We start from the raw sequence: 18,921 nt of genomic DNA, 5'->3' as shown, positions 1-18,921 counted from the left end.
GTTTTTAGTTAAAATGCTGTCCTAAAATCTGCTATTCCATACAATCGCTGTATTTTTTTTAATACACTTAAGTTAATTTATGATAAAAAAAATTTCGCCATGGGCATTATTGACGGGAGCTTTAGGCATTGCCGTTATCACATCATGTAAAGACAAAACAAAACTATATGCCGACAATGATCCGGTGATTAAAAATATAGACACCAGCGTAAAACCTGGCGACGACTTTTTTAAATATGCCAACGGCGCATGGCTCAAAAAAAATCCAATCCCGGCGGCCTACGCTGCCTGGGGCATTGGCAATGTTGTGCAGGAAGAGCTGCGCGATAAAATGAAAAAGATTAATGAAGATGCCCTTAAAGCCAACGCCCCCAAAGGTAGCAACACCCAAAAAATAGGCGATTTTTATTATAGCGGCATGGATACCGTGGATATAGAAAAACAAGGTCTTGCTCCGCTAAAGGATGAACTTAAAAAGATAGATGATATTAAAGACATCAAAGGCCTGGTTAATGCCTTTGCCCACCTGGATGGCATTGGTGTAACTACGCCATTAGGAACTTATGTAGGCCAGGATGCCAAAAACAGCGATAAGCTATTACTACAATTAGGGCAATCGGGCATCGGCCTGCCAAACCGCGATTATTATTTTAATACCGATGCGCACAGTGTGGCTATCCGTACAGATTATCAGCAAAAACACTTACCCTCTATTTTTAAATTAGGAGGTTTACCTGCCGATGCTGCCAACGCCGCTGCCAAAAAAACCTATGCCTTAGAAGTATTTTTGGCCGATAGCAGCCGTAAATTGGAAGATCTGCGCGACCCGTACCACAACTATAATAAAATGACCATTGCCGGTTTAAGCAAACTGGCACCCGATGTTGACTGGAAAGCAACATTTGAAAAAATGGATTACAAAAACGTGGATACCGTAATTGTTGGCCAGCCGGAGTATTACCGGGCCTTGAATAAAGCACTACATGTTTACAGTATTGACGATTGGAAAAACTACCTGCGTAAAAACCTGGTATCATCGTTCGGATCATATTTGAGCAAGCCTTTTGATGAGGAGCTATTCCGCTTTTATGGCACCGTGCTGGAAGGTAATAAAGAGCAGTTGCCCCGCTGGAAACGCGTATTGGATACCGAAAACGGCTTAATGGGCGAGGTGTTAGGACAAATATTTGTAAAAGAATACTTTCCCGAAAAAACAAAGGAGCGCTACGTAAAATTAGTGGAAACCATGCGCGAAACCTTTAAAGAGCATATTGAAAAACTGGACTGGATGAGTGCGCCAACCAAAGAAAAAGCCTATTTCAAGTTAAGTAAAGTAATGCCTAAGGTTGGCTATCCCGATAACTGGAAAGATTTTTCGACACTGGAGATTGATCGTGGGCCATACTCCCTGAACGTAATGCGCGCCAACAACTGGTGGCATAAATTCAATGCAGCCAAATTGGGTAAACCTGTAGACCGTACGGAATGGGGAATGACGCCGCAAACTTATAATGCTTACTACAATCCATCCAATAATGAAATTGTGTTGCCGGCTGGTATCTTTACTATCCCAGGCTTTAAAGACGAAAATATTGACGATGCTGTAATTTACGGCTACGCCGCCGCATCAACCATAGGCCACGAAATGACCCACGGTTTTGACGACCAGGGTCGCCAGTTTGATGCCAAAGGAAATCTAAAAGCCTGGTGGTTGCCACAGGATTCGGTTAAGTTTAGCCAGCGTGCCAAAATGCTTATCGATCAGTTTAACGGCTATACCATTTATGGCCTGCACGTAAACGGCAAAGCCACCCAGGGTGAAAACATTGCTGATTTAGGGGGCATTGTAATTGGGCTGGATGCTTTTAAAAAGACAGAGCAATACAAAGAAGGCAAATCAATAAATGGCTTCACACCCCTGCAACGTTACTTTTTGGGCTATGCCTTGGGCTGGCTTGGCCAGGACAGGCAGGAGGCGCTATCAAGCCAGATTCTTACCAATGAACACGCCCCCGGTTTTATGCGCGTAAACGGACCTTTTACAGATGTACCGGAGTTTTACGAAGCCTTCCATATTAAAAAGGGTGATAAGATGTGGATTGATCCGGCGAAGCGGGTTAAGATTTGGTAGGGAGGAACCTCTCTTTTACTAATGCCTGATTATAAAACGGCTGTCATCCTGAGTGTAACGAAGGATCTATTCTACTCCATGCGGGTTTGCTCTGTAAGCTTACGAATAGATGCTTCGTGCATATCCATGACAGAGTAAAAAAGGAGCTTAGTAAAAATGCACCGGATTTGCAACTCGTAGTTACATAGTTTTATAACCACCTCTTTTCAACACAACACTGTTACAAACGCCTTTTAATAAGGCGTTTGTTTTTTAATTAAATTTGATGCAAACGAGTTGATATGACAAAACATTACCAGAAATTTATTTTGGGCGGGATTGCTATAACCGCTTTGGCCTTAAGCGCCTACATAGCTGTACCCAATGATCCGGTTTTTAACAACCTGGATACCTCGGTTAGTCCGGGGACAGACTTTTTCAAGTACGCCAATGGTGGCTGGCTAAAACGGAATCCAATCCCGGCGGCATACTCAAGCTGGGGTATTGGAAACGTGGTATCTGAAGAATTACGTGACAGGCTTAAAAAGATTAACGAAGATGCCTTGAAAACCAATGCCGCCAAGGGCACCATCACGCAAAAAATTGGCGATTTTTATTTTACCGGCCTCGATACAGTGAATATCGAAAACCAGGGCATCAATCCTTTGAAAGAGCAATTGGCCCTGATTGATGCTGCCAACAACGTTAACGGGATATTGAATGCCGCTGCGGTATTAACGGCTACCGGTACCCGCAACGTTATTGGCAGCCGGGTAGGTCAGGATGCTAAAAACAGCTCCAAAATGATGCTACAGTTAGGACAAGCCGGCCTGGGTTTGCCCAACCGCGATTACTATTTTAAAACGGACGCCCGCACCACAAAAATCCGTACGGATTATACTACTAATCACCTGCCTGCTATGCTCAAAATTTCGGGCTATAGTGAGGAGCAGGCCAAAGCAGGTGCCGAAAGCATTTACAAAATAGAGAAGTTTTTGGCCGATAGCAGCCGCAAGCTTGAAAAATTACGCGACCCTTACGCCAACTATCATAAAATGACCATTGCGCAATTAAACGCGCTTACGCCTGCAATTAACTGGCCTACTGTATTTAAAACGCTTGAATTAAAACCGGTAGATTCGGTAATTGTTGGCCAGCCCGAATATTACAGAGCCTTAAATACCGCGCTGAAAACATTCCCCGCCGCCGATTGGAAAGCTTACTTGCGCTGGAAACTAATATCGTCATACGCGCCATATTTAAACAGCGCTGCCGATGCCGAAAGTTTCCGTTTCAGTGGCAAGGTGATCTCGGGTCGTAAAGAACAACTGCCGCGTTGGAAAAGAGTATTGGATACCGAAAACGGTTTAATGGGCGAAGCGCTTGGCTTTTTATTTGTGAAAGAGTATTTCCCGGTTACGGCTAAACAGCGGTATACCGATATGGTAGAAGCCATTCGCCAGGCCTACCGCGAGCATATTGCCAAACTGGATTGGATGAGCCCCGAAACCAAACAAAAGGCTTTGGTAAAGCTAAATGCCATTCGCCCCAAAGTTGGCTATCCTGATAAATGGAAAGATTTTTCGACACTGATCATGGATCGTGAATCATTTGCCGGCAACGTGATGCGTGCCAGGCACTGGGCTTACCTGGTTAACATTAACAAAATGGGCAAACCGGTTGACCATGCCGAGTGGGGTATGACACCGCAAACCTATAATGCCAGTTACAGTCCTTCAAATAACGAGATTACGCTGCCTGCGGCTCAGTTTACCATACCGGGCGTAAAGGATAGCGAAATAGATGATGCCGTTGCTTACGGTTATGTAGCCGCCTCAACCATTGGTCACGAAATCACCCATGGGTTTGATGATGAAGGTCGTTTGTTTGACGCTAAAGGAAATCTTAAAACCTGGTGGACGCCAACCGACTCAGTGAAATTTACCAAACGCGCCAATATGCTTGCCGATCAGTTTAGCAGCTACATTGTATTAGATAGCCTGCACGTAAACGGTAAAGCTACTTTAGGCGAAAACATAGCCGACCTGGGCGGTATTGTTTTAGGGATAGATGCGTTTAAAAAGACCAAACAATATAAAGAGGGCAAATCCATCAACGGCTTAAGCCCCATGCAGCGTTTCTTTTTAGGTTACGCTATTGGCTGGCTTGGCCAGGAACGTGATGAGGCCCTTGCCAACCAAATCCTCACAGATGTTCACGCTCCCGGCTTTTTACGTGTAAACGGTCCGTTTAGTGATGTGCCGGAGTTTTACGAAGCCTTCCATATCAAAAAAGGCGATAAGATGTGGTTAGACCCAGATAAGCGTGTAAAAATCTGGTAAACCTATATGTAAACAGCACCAGCCACATGGGTTAAATGTACCATGTGGCTGTTAACTTTATAACGATGCGCCGAAAGCTTGTTTACCCAATAGTTGTTATTTTTAATTACTTCTAAATTGTTTCCTTCTTAACAGGAAGAGAAATGGCCTTGCGTATAAGTAAATAAAATTAACTACCTCATTTTATGGCCTTTGCAATGGGTAGTTTTGCCGAATGGTTAACAAAATTCGTCTTGTTTTTAACTAATAGGCTATTATCGCATATTATTTGATGTAAATAGATTGAATGTTATTCTAATTTATAGATTGCGCTTTTTTTGAATAAAAAACGAACCTATAAATGAATACCCCATCACTGTGAAGCGTATTTTAACCTGTGCGCTTAGTTTTATTTCTTTATATGCAAACGCGCAATACGCGTTTAACAACACCAATAAAAGGAGCCTGTTTTATGCCCCGGTATCTGATATTGTGCTTATTACCTACTATGATTATGGTTTTGGTGCAGGGGCAAGTTACGATAAAGCTTTCGCGGACACCAAACGGCATGATGCCCACCCGGGCTTCAATTTTAATTTTACCTATAACTTTACGCCTTTTTTACCGCTTGCCGCCGAGTTTCAGTTTGGCACGCTATCGGGCGGCGGTCGTACGGTTGATAAAGATGCCTACGGCAGGTATTTCAAAAATGCCTATAAAGCAATGGTTATACGTGCTGATGCTTTATTCGGTAGTTTCATTAATTATTCGGACAATGATGTTTTAACCGCTTTAAAAGATTTATACGTCGGTTGCGGCGTGGGTGTTATAGGTAATAACCTTGTTGATGTGCAGCGTACCAATCTTATAGCTGCTAATGGCCCGTTAAATTATACCTTCCCAGGCAAAGACAATGGCTTAAACCCATTGGTGGCTTTAAGGTTTGGGTACGATTTTAAAATAAATAACAACTTTGATGAACCCCGGTACCATATCAACATTGGCTATCAATACAATGTAACCTTTGGCGAAGGACTTGATGGCTATAACGATGATCCCAAAGTTTTTAAGAACAACTCCCCCGACCAATACGGCCAAATCATGCTTGTTTTCCGGATGGATTTTGGGCAAACATCGGTATATAGCAAATATGAGGGCTTAAGATAAATACCCTACTCAGTAGGCTCAAACTCCAGTCGTTTTTTAAAATACAGGTCCCAGCTATGTTGTTGCTGGCGGTTGGTCATGTGCTGGGTATCTTCGTCGTAATCACTGTTGAGTTGTTTGTACTTGGCATCAATGCGGTTAAACAACTCCATCGCCTCGTATTTGTAGTTGTAGCTAAAACGTGTTTTAGTTATTTGTCGTAAAAGCTCCTGCTGCTCCAGGTAGGCTATCAGGTAATGCCCCTGCTCGTGTTTTAATATCTCGGCAAGCTGGGCCTGTGATGTTACACGGCTCCTGTCGAGCCAGGATTTGTTACTGTTTAACAGCAAGTTTACCGTAGCATTAATAAGGTAATAGCTATTATGGTTGCTGGCCTGGTACTTAAAATCAATAGTGCAGTTGGTATAAGCAACAACGCCGCCGGCATTTGCCCGCGGCGTGCCCCAAAAATCATTAGCAGTTAACTGGTGATACTGCTGGTATTGCTGCGCCCTGGCGCCATACATCATCAAACACAAGGCGCTTACGCCAATCCACTTCAGCAATTTTATCTTCATTAATCAGGAGTTAAACATTTTACTTCTTTTTGACGTCGTCGGTATGTAAAAGGTTTAAGGCCATCATTTCTTTTAACGTATGTTGCATCTGATCGGTTGAGCCATCAAGGAAAATTACGTTTCCTTTTGAGTTTTCAGAGAAGTGCTTGATAGATTCCGTCCACATGGTGAACAAAATTACCGAGGTATCCATATTAGCGCCGGCCATTTCTTTGGCGGCAACTGTCATACCACGGGCAACTTCCTCACGGAACAGCGCTATACCCTGGCCACGTAACTGGGCAGCTTCGCGCTCGGCCTGGGCCGAAATTTTGATGGCGTTACCTTCGGCTTCGGCAGCTTTAGTTTTAGTGATCAGTAAAGCCTGGCCTTCATTTTCGGCAGCGGCTTTCAGGTTGTTTGATGCCACTACCTGGCTCATTGATTTCATGATCACATCATCAAAAGTGATATCATTCAATTGCAAATCCTGCAGGTGGTAGCCCCATCCTTCCAGTATCACATCCAATTGTTCTTTTACGTGTTCCACAATGTCGCGGCGTAAAATCAATACCTCGCTCTGGCGCTTGGTAGCCACAAACGCGCGGATGGAGCCTTCAACCGTACGGATCAGCGCCTGCATCAGGTTGCGTTCGTCAACAAACTTAAAGGCCACGTTTTTAATGGTTTCCTCCTGCTGATCCAGTACCGAATACAGCAGCATGGCTTTAAAATACACATTCGCCTGGTCGAAAGTTACGGCCTGGAATTCCAGCTCGACAGAGCGGTTCTGGATGGATATTTTGGAATAGATGTTTTCAATAAATGGCAGCTTAAAATTAAGCCCCGGTGTAAGTATACGGCGATACTTGCCAAATACTGTAATTACCACTATTGTGCCCTGTTTTACAGACACAAATGAAGATAAGATAACTACCAGTACAATAAATAGGATAATAAAAGTGATGATTTGTCCTGTCATAAGGCTATTTGTTTAGTTAAATAAATGTAGGCAAATAATTGGAGTGTTATTTGTTTTTATACAAATGCTTTATAAAACAGCAACCGTTATCATGAACTTAAAACGCACATTCGGAGCCATACTTACCGTGTTGGGAATCATCGGCTTAATTTATACCGGGGTTGATATTATCAATCATCACGGCCAAACCACTACTTTGGTTGTAGTGGGTATTATATCATTATTATTTTTCTTTACGGGGATAGGTTTGGTCAAAAACACTAAGGACGAGGCCTAAATCATCGCATCACACATCTGCTTTATACATTTAGAGACGCAATTACGCGTCTCTAAATATGTTATGCTATTTAAATAGTTGTAAAATAGTATGCTATTTTCGTTCCCTGAACCGCTTGTAAATCTTCACAGCTATCATCAGTATCACACCTAATGATACTATCCCAACAACGCCGAAAATCCAGCTGAGGCCGTCCTTTAACACAGCAAGGAAAACAATAGCAAATAGCAGAATGGTGGCTAATTCGTTCCAAAGGCGCAACTGGGTAGATGTCCACTTAAAAATACCTTTGCGCATCTGCTTCATTTTATGCTCGCAGATGTGGTGATAGGCTACAAGTCCCAGCACAAAAAGCATTTTAACCTGTAGCCAGGCCATCAGCATCCAACCCTGTTTCAGGTAAACCATGGTACAACCGGCAATGATCACAATGAACATGGATGGTGCTGTTATAACATTAAACAGCTTTTTCTCCATGATTTCGAACTGTGCCGATAGGATGCTACGGTCCGGTTCGGGTTTATCCTGTGCCTCGGTATGGTAAATAAACAGGCGCACCATGTAAAACAGCCCCGCCATCCAGCAGACTACAAAAATGATATGTATGGCGAGAACGTAGTTGTACATATTTATCAAAGTACGTCATTGCGAGGTACGAAGCAATCTCCGAATTGGCAGAGCAAGCTTAAAAGTTCACTCTGTATAGTTGGGAGATTGCTTCGTGCCTCGCAATGACGCCTGTTATTAATTAGTAGCTATACTCTTTTATTACCTCTACCGCGTACTTCACATTATCAAACGGGATATCGGGCATAATGCCGTGGCCCAGGTTGAAGATGAAGCCAGGCTCGTCCTTCATCCGGTCGAACAGGCGATAGATGCGGTCTTTAATTACTTTTTTATCGGCATATAGTATGTGCGGATCAAGGTTCCCCTGTACGGCTACGCCGGCAGGTAAACGTTTTTTGATATCCAGCAAATCTACATTCCAGTCGATAGATACCACATCTGGTTTAGCCTCGGCCATTAACGGTGCGAAAACCGAACTTCCTTTACAGAAAGAGATCACCGGAATATCCTTGCGGTTTAGCTTGCTGATGATTTGCTGTATATAATAGTGGCTAAACTCTTTATAATCGTCCCAGGCCAAAGCTTGTGCCCAGCTATCAAATATTTGCACGGCGTTTACACCAGCTTCAATTTGCAGATTAAGATAATCTGCCGTAACTGTAGCAATTTTTGATAAAAGCTGATGGGCCATTTCGGGCTCATTGTGCAGCATCAGCTTGGTCAGTTTAAAATCTTTTGATGATCCGCCCTCGACCAGGTAGCTCATTACGGTAAACGGCGCGCCCGCAAACCCAATTAATGGAATGCTGCCATTTAAACGTTGCTGGATAACTTTAATAGCATCAGCAACATATTGCAGCCTGTCAATCACATCGATTTGCAAGTTATCGATATCTTTTTGGGTACGTACGGGGTTGGCAAATTTAGGGCCTACGCCGGCGTTAAAGCTTAAATCGCCGCCCATGGCCTCGCCGGTAACCAATATGTCCGAAAACAGGATGGCACCATCAATCCCCAATAAATTAACCGGCAACATGGTAACATCAGCAGCAAGCTCTGGTGTTTTGCACATTTCCAAAAAGGAATACTTGTTTTTAATATCCCAATATTCTTTCATGAAACGACCAGCCTGGCGCATCATCCATACCGGCGGTCGTTCTGTTTTTTCGGAAAAAGCTGCTTTTATTAATAACGAATCTCTCATATTTTTTTAAGAGAGTCAAGAGTTAAGAATCAAGAATTAAGACTTTTAGTTGTTGGTGACAACACCAACAACGGGCTGCAGTTGCAGATGGCAACTGTTAATTCCACGTGCAAAGTTCCTGTCTTGATTCTTGACTCTTGATTCTTGACTCTTATTTTTTTAAAGTCTCCTTGTGAAGTTTGTGAATCACATCCTTCATTTTGGCTGTAATTTTATCGGCATGTTGCTCGGTAAGCTGCAAATAGGCTTTCGCTTTTTCGTAGTTACCTCGCCTTATGCAAATATTGGCTACAGTTACCAGGGCCGCCACATGATCGTTAAGGTTTCTTAACGGGTATTTGGCAGCCAGTTCATAATGTTGTTCGGCGGCTTCAAACTCCTGCTTGTTAATACATATGCCGCCATATATATACTCATAAAACCCACGGCGTTTTTTACTGAGCCATTTGGGATTACTTATCTCTTTCAATGATTTTTCGGCCTTTTCAAAATCCTTGTTGTGAAAATGTTTGGCCGCTACTACCAGGGTACCCTGCTTAAAATAATCCCATATCAACAGTACAATCATCATTACCGCCACCGCTGCCAGCTCATAAATATGAAGGCGAAGCAGCAAACCCAATGATAGCAGGAAAACAAAAGCTATAAATATGCGTACCCTGTTGCTGAACATTAATGCAGATTATCGGTAAATTTATAACCTACGCCACGGATAGAGTGAAAATAAACCGGGTTTTTAGGATCTGGTTCAAAGTACTTACGGAAGGTAAGGATAAAGTTATCAATAGTACGGGTTGATGGATATACATCGTAGTTCCAAACCGTTTCCAGGATCTGCTCACGCGATACGGCGTCGTTACGGCGCTCAATCAGCAGTTTAAGCAGCATAGTTTCCTTTTTGGTAAGGGCGGTAATTGAGCCATCCTCATTAACCAACTCAAATGAGTTAAAGTGGATGGTTTTTTCGCCTATTTTGTAGCTGTTAAACTCTTTAAGGTCTTCGCCTTTCAGGCTGCGTTTTACCAGGTTGTTCACCCTTAAAATCAGTTCTTCCAGGTTAAAAGGTTTGGTTAAATAATCATCGGCACCTTTTTTTAAACCGGCAATTTTATCTTCGTTGGTGTTTTTAGCAGTAAGGAACATAATAGGTACCTCGGTATTTTCCAACCTGATGGTTTCTGCAACCACAAAGCCGTCAATTTCGGGCATCATTACGTCTAATATAACCAGGTTAAAGCGCTCTTCTTTAAATAACTGTAAAGCTTTTTTACCGTTTTTAGCTGTAGAAACTTTATAACCTTCCAGCTCCAGGTTAAGTTTGATGGCTTCTAACAAGTGTTCTTCGTCTTCTGCCAATAAAATTCTTTTTTTGTTAAGCATGACTTATAATTTAGGTTAATCCAAATACAACTTCAAAAATACTGCCTGCGGGGCGGTTGTCTTTCACCTTAATGCTGGCATGGTGCTTATCCAGCACCTCTTTTACTATATACAGGCCCAAACCGGTACCCTTGGTGTTGCGGGTTTCCTCGCTGCCAACACGGTAAAAACGGTCAAAAATACGGGCTTTTTCATGATCGGCAATACCTATCCCGTGGTCGGCTACTTCCAGGTAAACCTTATCATCTTTTGAGAACAACTTAACAGCTACTGCCGAGCAGGGACTTGAATATTTAACCGCGTTTTCGATAAGATTGGTAACTACCGATGTAAGCGCGAATTTATCGCCGGTTATCTCAATCTTCGGTTCAATTTCGGCATCGATGATTTGTTGGTTGCAATCGCACTTGGTAATTTGCAGGCGGTTAACAATGCTATCAACCAAAACCGAAAGATTAAAACTTGCTTTAGGGAAACTGTAGGAGCGGTTTTCAATTTTTGATGCCAATAGCATATTTTCAACCATATCATCCAGGCGTTCCACATCGTTCAATGATTTATCAATAAAATCAAGGATCTGCTCCCGGGTTAAATTGCGCTTTTGAATGGTTTGCAGCAATATTTTAATAGATGCCAGCGGCGATTTAAGCTCATGTGTTACCGAAAGCAAAAAGTTCTTTTTTTGCTCAGATAACTTTTGCTGGCGATTAAATGATTTATGCAGGTTGTAGGCACCTATGGTAAACACAGCAACAAACATCGCTCCTTCGCCCAGGATCATCCCGGTACGCTTTGGTTGTAAAGAAACCAGCATATAACCCCACCAAATCAGCTCCGCAACGGCGTAGATAATTAGCGCGTAAAATATTACAAATGTTTTTTTCATGTTAGTTCAGTTTGCTGTTGGCAGTTATCAGTTTGCAGGTTTTAATAATTTGCTTTTAATTACAAACTGCCCACTGTTAACTGCAAACTACTTCCCGTTAAATACTAAATCAAGACTATCAAAAATAGCGCGTTTTGTTTTTTCCAGATCAATTTTGGTGTGGGCTGATGATATAAAGCCAACCTCGTAACCCGATGGACCAAGGTATATCCCCCGGTTGATGAGCTCGCGATGAAACTTTTTAAATTTTTCCATGCTTGCGGCATCAATATCTTCGGCTTTACGAATATACTCTTTATCTGTAAATGCAAACCAGAATATCGAACCGATACCAAATACCTTAAATTTATAATTGCGGGCCGTAGCAAAACGCTGAATGGCCTCTGTAAATTCTTCGCGTTTGTTGTTCAGGTCACGGTAAAAGCCCATGCGCAAAAGTTCGCTTAACTGGGCTATGCCTGCTGCCATTGCAACCGGATTGCCCGATAGTGTACCTGCCTGGTAAACGCCACCATCAGGTGATACATTGCCCATAATTGCTGCAGATGCACCGTAGCAGCCAACAGGCAAACCACCACCGATGATTTTACCATAGGTGATAATATCTGGTTTAATCTGGTAGTACCCTGCCGCGCCTTCAAAGCCAACACGGAAACCCGAGATCACTTCGTCAAATATCAGTAGCGTGCCATTTTGTGTACATATATCACGTAAAAATTGCAGGTATTCTTTTTCTTGTAACAGCAAGCCATTATTAGCCGGGATAGGCTCAATGATGATAGCAGCAATCTGGTCTTTAAAATCTTCAAAAGCTTTGGTAAGCGCTTCTTTATCGTTTAAAGATACAACGATGGTTTCATCAGCAAAAGCTTTGGGTACGCCAGCTGATGAGGTTTCGCCAAAGGTAACCAATCCCGAACCGGCTTTTACCAGCAGGGCATCGGTATGGCCATGGTAACAGCCTTCAAATTTCAGGATCTTATCGCGTTTGGTATAACCCCGTGCCAGCCTGATGGCCGACATCACAGCTTCGGTACCGGAGCTTACAAAACGCAGCTTTTCAATAAATTTATTGTTTTTCAGGATCAGCTCGGCAAGTTCATTCTCTAAGGCTGTTGGCGCGCCAAACGACATACCGTTTTGCATCACCTCAATTACCTTTTCTTTAACCTTAGCGTTGTTGTGGCCCAAAATAAGCGGTCCCCAAGAGCAGCAGTAGTCAATAAACTCGTTGCCATCGGCATCCCAAACGTGGCTACCATCGCCTTTTTGTATAAACAGCGGTGTGCCGTAAACGGATTTAAACGCCCTTACAGGTGAATTTACCCCACCCGGAAAGTAAGTCTTAGCCTTTGCATATAACTCTGCAGATTTTTCTCTGCTGATATCAGGCTTCCCCGTAGTATTTACCGGCTCATTAGCCTCGCCCGAAAACATCTTTTTAATTGAATCTAACATTTTTTAAACTCTAAATCCTAATTTTTAAACTCTAATTGTTAAATCCTAAAGCTTAAAATTCCGTCATTGCGAGGTACGAAGCAATCTCCCGATTTGCAAATCCGCTTTGTATAGTTGGGGATTGCTTCGTACCTCGCAATGACGAGTTTTATAACATTCGTTTTACCTTTTAGCTTTCGCCTTTAACCTTTTGCCTCAATTACAGCCATTTATTCTCCAAAACCTCTTTGGCATGATACGTTAGTATCGCTGTTGCGCCGGCCCGGCGGATGCTGGTGAGCACCTCCGTTATGGCGCGCTGCTCATTAAGCCAGCCGCGTTGTATAGCGGCTTTAATCATGGCATATTCGCCGCTTACGTTGTAGGCTGCAACAGGCAGTTCGGTATTATCTTTTATCAGCTTTATTACATCTAAGTAAGGTAAAGCAGGTTTCACCATTAAAAAGTCGGCGCCTTCCAGTTCATCCAGGTTGGCCTCTATCAGTGCTTCGCGCTGGTTGGCCGGGTTCATCTGGTACGTTTTTTTATCGCCAAATTTTGGTGCCGAATTTAAGGCATCCCTGAACGGACCGTAAAAAGCACTGGCATATTTAGCCGAGTATGACATGATAGAAACGTTGGTAAAGCCGTTATCATCTAAAACATTACGAATGTAACCAACCCTGCCATCCATCATATCTGATGGCGCTATAATATCTGCACCGCATTGCGCGTGCGCCAGGGCCATTTTACCCAATACTTCCAGCGTTTCATCGTTAAGGATATGGCCATCTTTTACAATGCCATCGTGCCCGTCGCTGCTGTAGGGGTCCATAGCCACATCGGTAACAACGCAAGCCTCCGGAAAGTTCTTTTTAACTTCACGAATGGCGCGCAGGTACAAGCCTTCCTCGCGGTAGCTTTCGGTAGCCATGGTATCTTTTAATGAATCGTCGATATTGGGGAACAAATCAAAAGAATACAAGCCAAGCTTAAGGCAACTTTCAATTTCGCGTAATAAATTATCAATGGAATACCGGTAAATGCCTGGCATGGAGGCCACTTCGCTTTTTTGGTTAACGCCATCAACAATAAACAGTGGGAATATCAGGTTAGCCGCGCTAACGTGTGTTTCCTGTACCATTTGGCGTATTACTTCGCTTTTTCGGTTTCTACGAGGTCTTTGTAACATGTTATGATCGATACTTAAGCTCCGATAATTAATTCGGATTTAAGGAAAGCAAATTTATACAAACGCGCTCAATTATATGACTTTTTAGACAGGTAAAGGTAATTTATGGCGTAAGGATGATTTTACAGCGGCATTTGCAAATTCAAAATATTAATTACCTTTGATTTACTTAACTGTCTGATAAGCAATGAAAACCAATAGATTGCCTTTGCCCCTTGCACTGGTTTTTTTTGTGGTGCTTGGCGCCTGCAAAAAAACCGACCTGACCCCAATAGCCCAAACCCCAACAATTCAAAAAGTTGCTGCCCAGGCCGAAGCCGATGTAACCATTACGCTGCCGCTTGATTCGGTACAACTTACCGGGAAAAATGGCAATACAGCCGATCCTATATCAGGATATTTATGGAGCCAGATATCGGGCCCGTCTGAAGCGACCATCGTAAATGAAGCCTCGGCAGCCGCTACAGCAAAACATCTTGTTGCCGGTAATTACCAGTTTCAGTTTATGGTGATTGACAAGAATGGGCTTACAGGCATAGATACTCTTGGCGTAACTGTTAAACCGGCAGAGGTATCGACGCTCGATATTTCACCAACAAATAACCCTTATGAGGTTAATATAGCCATATACAACGGGCAGGATGCTACTAACCGCACATCTATAGAAGAACCGCTTTGCGCCTGGACTATTGGATTGCAACCTATAACAACACGCGATTTATTAAAATTTGATTTGAGTAGTATCCCTTCAAATGCCACCATCGTTTCTGCGGAACTTCGCCTGTATTCGGATACGATACCTCAAAACGGCGACCTGGTGCATGCTAACTCTGGCACCGATAACTCATTTATAATACAACAGGTAGCTACAGATTGGGATAAGACAACTGTTAACTGGGCAAACCAGCCGGCGGGACTAACGGCAAACCAAATTGTACTGGCAAGTACTACACAATCGTTTTTGAATATGAATGTTAACGTAAAGGATATGGTGAGCGCGATGATAAGCGGTAATGCCAATTATGGCTTTAAGCTATTTTTGCAAAATGAAGTGTTATATACCAGCCGCATATTTTGTTCAAGCTATTACAGTGATGCTACCCGGCACCCACGGCTGGTAGTGAAGTATATAAAGCACTAAAACAAAAACGGTGTCTGTAGCCATAAGCTGCAGACACCGTTTTTATTTAGAATAATATTTTTAACACCTGTTGGTCAGGCAGTCTGTTCCAAAAACAGCTTCGGCTAAGCCTACTTCGTCGGGCGAGTATGGCAACTTATACCGGGTACCCATTTCATCAAACTTTTTACCGGTTGATTTACCTATTGCAATTACCTGCTGGTTTGGTTCCAGTAAATTATCCGCAAAATAAGCCTCTACGTTTGATGGGCTGGTAAACACCAGGATATCGGCACCGGTAGCTTCTACTTCTTCCTCTAACACGGTTTCATAAACCGTAAGGTCAACTATTTTAGTTTCGGCAGATAGGCCTTGCTGTATACTACGCAAAGAACCTTCGGCACCGGGGAACAATACTTTTGATCCATTGGCTATAGCCGCGAAATCGGCGGCAACTTCGGTAGTATCGCCGCTTTCGCCAACATAGGCGGCAAAATGACCGTTGCGGCGCAGGGTATCTTCAGAGCCGGTACCCATTACCCCAAACTTTACTTTAGGGGATAATTGAGGCTTAAGGGCAAAGAAATATTCAACAGCATTTTTACTGCTGAAGAAAATCCAGTTGATATCCCTTAAAATATAAGGATCAAGTTTAGTGATCACCGGTACCGTACGGATCAGTGAGCGTGCATCTATGGCAATGCCATGCTTTTTCATCGCCTTGCGAAAATAGCTTTGTTCCGAAAGTTCGCGGGTAATAAACACGCTTTGAGCAAGCGCGCGCTTAGCTGTAAACATGGATACAATTTTTTCGGCAAGGCCATCGGTTTTATCCGCCGTAATAAAAAACCTATCCGGAAATTCATCCCCTTCATTGGCTTTTGAGGTAAATACTTCAAACATGCCATCCTCTTTACGGCAGTAACAGCCTAAAGGCAGGTGACAGCCGCCGCCAAACAATTTGAGCACCGTACGTTCAACGGCTAATTCCTCGGCAACATCGGGGTGGTGCAGGGCTTGCAGGGCTTCAAAAAGCTCCTGGTCGGTTTCGCGGATCTGAATGGCCAAAGCGCCCTGTGCAGGTGCAGGGATTAGCTCAGCAGGGGTTAATTCTTCCACATGAAACTCGCTCAGGTCAATCCCTAAACGGCTTACGCCGGCTTTGGCCAGCATAATGGCATCGTATTTTTCATCGCGCAGCTTACCTATGCGGGTAGGTACATTGCCACGTAATTCGGCTATCTCCAGGTCGGGACGGTAAGCTAATAATTGAGCTTTGCGCCTGTTTGATGATGTCCCCACAGTAGCGCCGTATTTAACGGAAAGCTTTTGGTGTACATCTACACAATCCTTCAATATCAACAACAGTTCAGACGGATCTTCCCGTTCTGAAACTGCTGCGATGATGAGTCCCGGAGGGTTTTCGGTCGGCAAATCTTTATGCGAGTGTACCGCAAGGTCAATAGTGCCGGCTATCAGTTCTTCTTCTAATTCTTTGGTAAAAAAACCCTTGCCTTCCAGCTTATCAAAGCTAAGATTAAGGATACGGTCGCCCTGGGTTTTTATGATTTTTAGTTCGGCGGTAATGTTGATGGCCGCAAGGCTGTCTTTCACAAAATTAGCCTGCCACAGCGCTAATTCGCTGCCACGTGTTCCTATTATCAGTTTTCTGTCCAAAAGAATGATTGTTTGCAGCCGCAAATTTAGTTCTTTATAGCTATCAAATAAACTTCAAATTACACTAATTGGCTAAATGGTAGCAAAATGACCTTTATGTGTGGATTTTAGGCAATGCCTATATAATGGGTGCTTCTACAAATGCGGGCATTGATCACGAAACTCAGGCAGACAGGCAGAACCAGACTTCCGAAGTTTTTAAAACGTCGGAAGTCTTTCCCGATTTTGTTTTTATTCCTTGTTCCTTAATCTATAAATCCTTAAAATACCCGGCACAGCAGGCCTTTCAGATATTCACCTTCGGGGAACGATGCCCTTACCGGGTGATCTTCGGGTTGGTGAAACTGGTAAATAAACTGTACCTGTTTGCCTGCATCAAGGGCGGCCCAGGCAATTACCTGCTTAAAGGTTTCCATATCCATAGCTCCCGAGCAGGAATACGTGGCCAGCAGGCCGCCTTCATTAAGTAATAACATGCCTAAACGGTTCAGGTCTTTATATGCGCGTGACGCGCGTGTTAATGCAGACCGGGATGGCGCGTATTTAGGTGGATCGAGTACAATGATATCAAACTTTTTGCCATCGTCCCTAAACTTGCGTAATTGCGTGTTTACATCCGATTTAATGGCGGTATGTTTATCAGCATCAAGTTTATTTAACAGGATGTTTTCTTTTAGCGTTTCAATGGCCAATGCCGAGCTATCCACACTGGTCACCGATGCGGCACCATCTTTCAGGCTATTTAGTGTAAAGCCGCCGGTATAGCAAAAGCAATCCAACACTTTTTTGCCTTTAGCGTAAGTAGCAACTACGTGGCGGTTATCCCGCTGATCGCAATAAAAGCCCGATTTTTGGCCTTCGGTAATATTGATACCGTAAACAACGCCATTTTCCATTACCTCCACAATTTCGGGCGGCGGACTGCCGGCTAATACTTTATTCTCTGCTTCGGCCATCCCCTCATGGGCGCGGGATGCGGCATCACTTTTATCCGATATGCTTTGGGGATTTAATAACTTTTGCAGCTCGTCAATAATAACGGGCATCATGCGTTCCATGCCGGAGGTAAGCACCTGTACGGCCAAATGACCGGCGTATTTATCAACAATTAATCCCGGCAGGTAATCGGCTTCGCTGAAAACCAGGCGGCAGGTATTGGTGCCGTTTTCTAAAACATTGGCGCGGCTTTTAACAGCGGCGGCTAATTTGCTCCGAAACCAATCGTCATTAATTTCAACGGCTTCATCCCACTCCAGCAAGCGCAAGGCCACACGTGATTGGGCGTTGTAAAAGCCATAAGCCATAAAATCGCCTTTTGCATTAAGCAGGCGTACCACATCGCCATTGGCGGGTTTACCTTTTACTTTATCGATAGCCCTACTAAATACCCAGGGGTGCCTTTGCAATACAGCTTTTTCTTTGCCTTTATTTAATACAACATCAATCATAGGTGCAAAGGTAGTAAATTGGTGAGTAGTTGATTGGGTTGATTAGGAGCCTGGTTAATTGGGCGGACAAATCGTTTTTATTGACAAGCATAAACGAAATGCACCTCACGCTTATTGCTATGATTTGCTTTCGTTGGTTTAACTGCTGATATTTACAGCAACAGATTGTTATTTAACTCATTAGTGTGCAATTAAAGCTAAAACAATGTCGAAACTCAATTTCATCTCGCCCTTTTTTATTGTCTCCAATTTAAAAGATTCGGTGGCTTTTTATGTAGATAAGCTCGGTTTTGATGTACTATTTATAGGGCCTGAGGGTGATGAGTATTATGCAATGCTGGGTCGTGATGCTGTTTCTATCATGCTAAAGGCCATTGCCCCAGATATTAAACCCATTCCTAACCATACCCGGCATGAGTGGGCCGCCTGGGACGCATTTGTTTCTGTAGAAGAGCCAGATGTATTATTTGAAGAGTTTACTTCAAACGGGGTAGTATTCAGGAAATCTATTCATGATAACAGCGATGGTTTACGCGGATTTGAAATAACAGATGCCGACGGCTATGTATTGTTTTTTGGCAGACCTAAATAACTATTTTAAACAACGTAATATG

General features: G+C 43.3%; 17 protein-coding genes. 6 read left to right on the top strand and 11 right to left on the bottom strand.

Annotated elements, in window-relative coordinates:
* The first annotated feature begins 79 nt into the window (after window positions 1-79).
* The 3 genes from QWZ17_RS07165 to QWZ17_RS07155 all read left to right on the top strand — a co-directional run bounded on the left by QWZ17_RS07165 (window position 80) and on the right by QWZ17_RS07155 (window position 5,598).
* Window positions 80-2,131 (top strand): M13 family metallopeptidase, encoded by a 2,052-nt coding sequence (locus tag QWZ17_RS07165; RefSeq protein ID WP_290304403.1) that lies wholly within the window; start codon window positions 80-82, stop codon window positions 2,129-2,131.
* 281 nt (window positions 2,132-2,412) lie between these two features.
* Complete coding sequence (locus QWZ17_RS07160) at window positions 2,413-4,452, top strand: M13 family metallopeptidase (protein ID WP_290304402.1); 2,040 nt, start codon at window positions 2,413-2,415, stop codon at window positions 4,450-4,452.
* A 357-nt stretch (window positions 4,453-4,809) separates the two neighbouring features.
* Window positions 4,810-5,598 (top strand): hypothetical protein, encoded by a 789-nt coding sequence (locus tag QWZ17_RS07155; RefSeq protein ID WP_290304401.1) that lies wholly within the window; start codon window positions 4,810-4,812, stop codon window positions 5,596-5,598.
* A gap of 5 nt (window positions 5,599-5,603) precedes the next feature.
* Here the strand turns inward: QWZ17_RS07155 and QWZ17_RS07150 are convergent, their stop codons facing one another.
* Entirely contained in the window at window positions 5,604-6,155 is a 552-nt protein-coding gene (locus QWZ17_RS07150) for a DUF922 domain-containing protein (protein WP_290304400.1), read from the bottom strand.
* A gap of 19 nt (window positions 6,156-6,174) precedes the next feature.
* The gene (locus QWZ17_RS07145) at window positions 6,175-7,116 is read right to left on the bottom strand and encodes an SPFH domain-containing protein (protein ID WP_290304399.1); all 942 of its coding nucleotides are present in this window, start codon (window positions 7,114-7,116) and stop codon (window positions 6,175-6,177) included.
* 91 nt (window positions 7,117-7,207) lie between these two features.
* On the opposite strand from QWZ17_RS07145, the gene QWZ17_RS07140 reads away from it, so the two are divergent.
* Entirely contained in the window at window positions 7,208-7,393 is a 186-nt protein-coding gene (locus QWZ17_RS07140; RefSeq protein ID WP_290304398.1) for a hypothetical protein, read from the top strand.
* A 93-nt stretch (window positions 7,394-7,486) separates the two neighbouring features.
* On the opposite strand, the gene QWZ17_RS07135 is transcribed toward QWZ17_RS07140, so the two are convergent.
* The 7 genes from QWZ17_RS07135 to hemB form a co-directional block, all read right to left on the bottom strand.
* Entirely contained in the window at window positions 7,487-8,020 is a 534-nt protein-coding gene (locus tag QWZ17_RS07135; protein ID WP_290304397.1) for a CopD family protein, read from the bottom strand.
* A gap of 121 nt (window positions 8,021-8,141) precedes the next feature.
* Window positions 8,142-9,167 carry a uroporphyrinogen decarboxylase gene (gene hemE, locus QWZ17_RS07130; protein WP_290304396.1) on the bottom strand — a complete coding sequence of 342 codons (1,026 nt, stop codon included), beginning with the start codon at window positions 9,165-9,167 and terminating at the stop codon, window positions 8,142-8,144.
* Between the two features lie 151 nt (window positions 9,168-9,318).
* Window positions 9,319-9,840 (bottom strand): tetratricopeptide repeat protein, encoded by a 522-nt coding sequence (locus QWZ17_RS07125; protein WP_290304395.1) that lies wholly within the window; start codon window positions 9,838-9,840, stop codon window positions 9,319-9,321.
* Complete coding sequence (locus tag QWZ17_RS07120; RefSeq protein WP_290304394.1) at window positions 9,840-10,547, bottom strand: response regulator transcription factor; 708 nt, start codon at window positions 10,545-10,547, stop codon at window positions 9,840-9,842. Before QWZ17_RS07120 ends, QWZ17_RS07125 begins: the two co-directional genes overlap by 1 nt.
* A gap of 10 nt (window positions 10,548-10,557) precedes the next feature.
* The gene (locus QWZ17_RS07115) at window positions 10,558-11,433 is read right to left on the bottom strand and encodes a sensor histidine kinase (protein WP_290304393.1); all 876 of its coding nucleotides are present in this window, start codon (window positions 11,431-11,433) and stop codon (window positions 10,558-10,560) included.
* An 87-nt stretch (window positions 11,434-11,520) separates the two neighbouring features.
* Window positions 11,521-12,891: a glutamate-1-semialdehyde 2,1-aminomutase gene (gene hemL, locus QWZ17_RS07110; RefSeq protein ID WP_290304391.1), complete on the bottom strand. Its 1,371-nt coding sequence runs from the start codon at window positions 12,889-12,891 to the stop codon at window positions 11,521-11,523.
* 199 nt (window positions 12,892-13,090) lie between these two features.
* Complete coding sequence (gene hemB / locus QWZ17_RS07105) at window positions 13,091-14,062, bottom strand: porphobilinogen synthase (protein WP_290304390.1); 972 nt, start codon at window positions 14,060-14,062, stop codon at window positions 13,091-13,093.
* A 187-nt stretch (window positions 14,063-14,249) separates the two neighbouring features.
* Between hemB and QWZ17_RS07100 the strand changes: the two genes are divergently transcribed.
* Window positions 14,250-15,203 (top strand): DNRLRE domain-containing protein, encoded by a 954-nt coding sequence (locus QWZ17_RS07100; protein WP_290304388.1) that lies wholly within the window; start codon window positions 14,250-14,252, stop codon window positions 15,201-15,203.
* A 60-nt stretch (window positions 15,204-15,263) separates the two neighbouring features.
* Here the strand turns inward: QWZ17_RS07100 and hemC are convergent, their stop codons facing one another.
* Together hemC and QWZ17_RS07090 are read right to left on the bottom strand one after the other, a co-directional pair.
* Window positions 15,264-16,859 (bottom strand): hydroxymethylbilane synthase, encoded by a 1,596-nt coding sequence (gene hemC / locus QWZ17_RS07095; protein WP_290304387.1) that lies wholly within the window; start codon window positions 16,857-16,859, stop codon window positions 15,264-15,266.
* A 260-nt stretch (window positions 16,860-17,119) separates the two neighbouring features.
* Window positions 17,120-18,307 carry a class I SAM-dependent rRNA methyltransferase gene (locus tag QWZ17_RS07090; protein WP_290304385.1) on the bottom strand — a complete coding sequence of 396 codons (1,188 nt, stop codon included), beginning with the start codon at window positions 18,305-18,307 and terminating at the stop codon, window positions 17,120-17,122.
* Window positions 18,308-18,512: 205 nt separating this feature from the next.
* Here QWZ17_RS07090 and QWZ17_RS07085 point away from each other — a divergent pair, with 205 nt between their 5' ends.
* Window positions 18,513-18,899 carry a VOC family protein gene (locus QWZ17_RS07085; RefSeq protein WP_290304384.1) on the top strand — a complete coding sequence of 129 codons (387 nt, stop codon included), beginning with the start codon at window positions 18,513-18,515 and terminating at the stop codon, window positions 18,897-18,899.
* The last annotated feature ends 22 nt before the right edge of the window (window positions 18,900-18,921 follow it).

It is taken from the genome of Mucilaginibacter flavus, assembly GCF_030409315.1.
GTDB lineage: Bacteria > Bacteroidota > Bacteroidia > Sphingobacteriales > Sphingobacteriaceae > Mucilaginibacter > Mucilaginibacter flavus.
The sequence above is the reverse complement of the archived record's forward strand: the minus strand, read 5'-3'. Positions and strand labels throughout refer to the sequence as shown.

Bases quoted from the DNA above. Each gene is read 5' to 3' on its own strand.
- QWZ17_RS07120 (WP_290304394.1), bottom strand. From the start codon at position 10,547: ATGCTTAACAAAAAAAGAATTTTATTGGCAGAAGACGAAGAACACTTG.
- QWZ17_RS07150 (WP_290304400.1), bottom strand. From the start codon at position 6,155: ATGAAGATAAAATTGCTGAAGTGGATTGGCGTAAGCGCCTTGTGTTTG.
- QWZ17_RS07165 (WP_290304403.1), top strand. From the start codon at position 80: ATGATAAAAAAAATTTCGCCATGGGCATTATTGACGGGAGCTTTAGGC.
- QWZ17_RS07115 (WP_290304393.1), bottom strand. From the start codon at position 11,433: ATGAAAAAAACATTTGTAATATTTTACGCGCTAATTATCTACGCCGTT.
- QWZ17_RS07100 (WP_290304388.1), top strand. From the start codon at position 14,250: ATGAAAACCAATAGATTGCCTTTGCCCCTTGCACTGGTTTTTTTTGTG.
- hemE (WP_290304396.1), bottom strand. From the start codon at position 9,167: ATGAGAGATTCGTTATTAATAAAAGCAGCTTTTTCCGAAAAAACAGAA.
- QWZ17_RS07140 (WP_290304398.1), top strand. From the start codon at position 7,208: ATGAACTTAAAACGCACATTCGGAGCCATACTTACCGTGTTGGGAATC.
- QWZ17_RS07135 (WP_290304397.1), bottom strand. From the start codon at position 8,020: ATGTACAACTACGTTCTCGCCATACATATCATTTTTGTAGTCTGCTGG.
- QWZ17_RS07125 (WP_290304395.1), bottom strand. From the start codon at position 9,840: ATGTTCAGCAACAGGGTACGCATATTTATAGCTTTTGTTTTCCTGCTA.
- QWZ17_RS07085 (WP_290304384.1), top strand. From the start codon at position 18,513: ATGTCGAAACTCAATTTCATCTCGCCCTTTTTTATTGTCTCCAATTTA.
- QWZ17_RS07160 (WP_290304402.1), top strand. From the start codon at position 2,413: ATGACAAAACATTACCAGAAATTTATTTTGGGCGGGATTGCTATAACC.
- hemL (WP_290304391.1), bottom strand. From the start codon at position 12,891: ATGTTAGATTCAATTAAAAAGATGTTTTCGGGCGAGGCTAATGAGCCG.
- QWZ17_RS07145 (WP_290304399.1), bottom strand. From the start codon at position 7,116: ATGACAGGACAAATCATCACTTTTATTATCCTATTTATTGTACTGGTA.
- QWZ17_RS07090 (WP_290304385.1), bottom strand. From the start codon at position 18,307: ATGATTGATGTTGTATTAAATAAAGGCAAAGAAAAAGCTGTATTGCAA.
- hemB (WP_290304390.1), bottom strand. From the start codon at position 14,062: ATGTTACAAAGACCTCGTAGAAACCGAAAAAGCGAAGTAATACGCCAA.